The sequence below is a fragment of the Mycobacterium sp. TH-M15 genome (genome assembly GCF_057473705.1).
Genome location: NZ_JBYCLB010000385.1, coordinates 1 through 1,923 on the forward strand (window position 1 = coordinate 1; position 1,923 = coordinate 1,923).

At 69.9% G+C, this 1,923-nt stretch carries 3 protein-coding genes; 2 read left to right on the plus strand and 1 reads right to left on the minus strand.

Annotated features, from left to right (window positions below):
* Positions 1-124: 124 nt before the first annotated feature.
* Entirely contained in the window at positions 125-376 is a 252-nt protein-coding gene (locus AC2VNT_RS09435) for a hypothetical protein (protein ID WP_486946607.1), read from the minus strand.
* Positions 377-510: 134 nt separating this feature from the next.
* Between AC2VNT_RS09435 and AC2VNT_RS09440 the strand changes: the two genes are divergently transcribed.
* Both AC2VNT_RS09440 and AC2VNT_RS09445 read left to right on the plus strand, forming a co-directional pair.
* The gene (locus tag AC2VNT_RS09440) at positions 511-1,014 is read left to right on the plus strand and encodes a DUF4262 domain-containing protein (protein ID WP_486946608.1); all 504 of its coding nucleotides are present in this window, start codon (positions 511-513) and stop codon (positions 1,012-1,014) included.
* Positions 992-1,923, plus strand: a 932-nt coding sequence (locus AC2VNT_RS09445; RefSeq protein ID WP_486946609.1) for a phytoene desaturase family protein, incomplete at its 3' end; no start/stop codon positions are given. The genes AC2VNT_RS09440 and AC2VNT_RS09445, both read left to right, overlap by 23 nt.

Below are 1,923 nucleotides of genomic sequence, written 5' to 3' on the forward strand. Positions count from 1 at the left end.
CACAACGGGCAGGCTCACCCGGACAGCCTAGCCGGGCATGGCTCAGCGCGGCGGAGCCGGGCACGGCGGGTGGCGTCACCGGACACCGAGGTCAGCGCCGTACCGGCTCCCGATCTGGGTGCGATCAATTCTTGCCGGTGTGAGGGCGGATACCGGACTGAAGCTGTCGGTTGCGCGCATCGATCTGCTGTTGGGTCGCCGGCACCAGGCGGTCGCCTCCAGGCGCCGCCATCGCCTGGACCCTGGTCACGTGTGGACACCGGTCGCGGTCGTATTGCAGCCAGGCCTGCGCAATGTCGCCGGGGTGGTCGCGCAGGGCTTGCCTGATGACACTGCGGCCGATGTCCGACGAAGCTATCGAGGAGATCGTCGACACGATTTTTCTTCCGCTGCTGCGCCGGCGCGAGGCCGAACCTTAGCCGGGCGTGCGCCCACTGGTGAGGGCAGCCTTTCTTGTCGGTACGCGGGTGAATCCTGTCGGTAAGTACGACGACGGGAGGAGAGGCACCCATGTGCTGGAAATGTGATCACCCGAACAGCACCATCGAGGACTGGCTGGACGCCATTCGCGAGACGGTGGACAAACACGGCTGGGCGGTGCAATACGTCGAGGACGAGCGCACGCCCTACGCCTACACGGTCGGCCTACACGAGCACGGCCTGCCCGAACTGCTGGTGGCCGGCCTGGCTCCGCGGCCGACGGCTTTGCTGCTCAACAATGTCGCCGCGTATCTGGTGGGCGGTGGACGACCGATACCCGGTGAGCTGATCGCGACACCGGATGGGCCACCGCTGGAGGTCGTGCAGGTCCAGCACCCCGATGCGCACATGAACGTCGCGGTGGCGTTCTACGGCCCCGACGTGCGGGCGCTGCAGCTGGTGTGGGCCGACAGCGGCGGCCACCAGCCGTGGTGTCCGGAATTCTCCGGCGGTCGGGTCCGCCAGCCGGTGCTCGGAGTGCGCGTCGAGCGGCCGCCCTTACCATCACGGGATGGACGTCACCGTCATCGGTAGTGGACCCAACGGGCTGGCCGCGGCCGTCATCTGCGCCCGCGCTGGCCTGTCCGTGCGGGTCATCGAGGCGCAACCGACATTCGGCGGCGGCGCCCGCACCGCCGCCGACCCGGAATTTCCCGACATCGCGCACGATATGTGCTCGGCGGTGCACCCGCTGGGGTTAGCCTCGCCGTTCTTCGCCGCATTCGACCTATGCGCGCGCGGCGTGCAGTTGGCGGTGCCGGAGATCTCCTACGCCAACCCGCTGGAGCACCGCCCCGCCGCGGTCGCCTACCGGGATCTGGAACGCACCTGCGCGGAGCTGGAGCACGGCGCCTCGTGGCGACGGCTGCTGGGTCCGCTGGTCGACGGCTGCGACGCGGTGGTCGGGTTTCTGCTCGGCGACAAACGTTCGATTCCGTCCGGCCTGGTGACAGTGGCCCGGTTGGGCCACCGCATGGCCGAACAAGGCAGCCCGGCCTGGAACCTTTCGCTGGCCGGCGACGACGCCCGCGCCCTGTACACCGGCGTTGCCGCGCATACGATTTCGCGGATGCCGTCGATCACGTCGGCCGGTGCGGGGATGATGCTGGCCACCCTCGGGCATGCGGTGGGCTGGCCGATCCCGGTGGGCGGCAGCCAGGCGATCGTCGACGCGCTGATCGCCGATCTGCGCGCCCACGGCGGCGAATTGACCGCGGGCGACGCGGTGACGGCACCGCCGGACGGGGTGGCGATCTTCGACACCGCGCCCACCGCACTACTGGACATCTACCGCGATGCCCTCCCCGCCCGCTATGCAAAGACGTTGCGCCGCTACCGCTTCGGCGCCGGTGCGGCCAAGGTCGACTTCGTGCGGTCCGGCGAGGTGCCGTGGCGCGATCCGCGGCGGGCGGACGCCCCCACCCTGCACCTCGGTGGCGACCG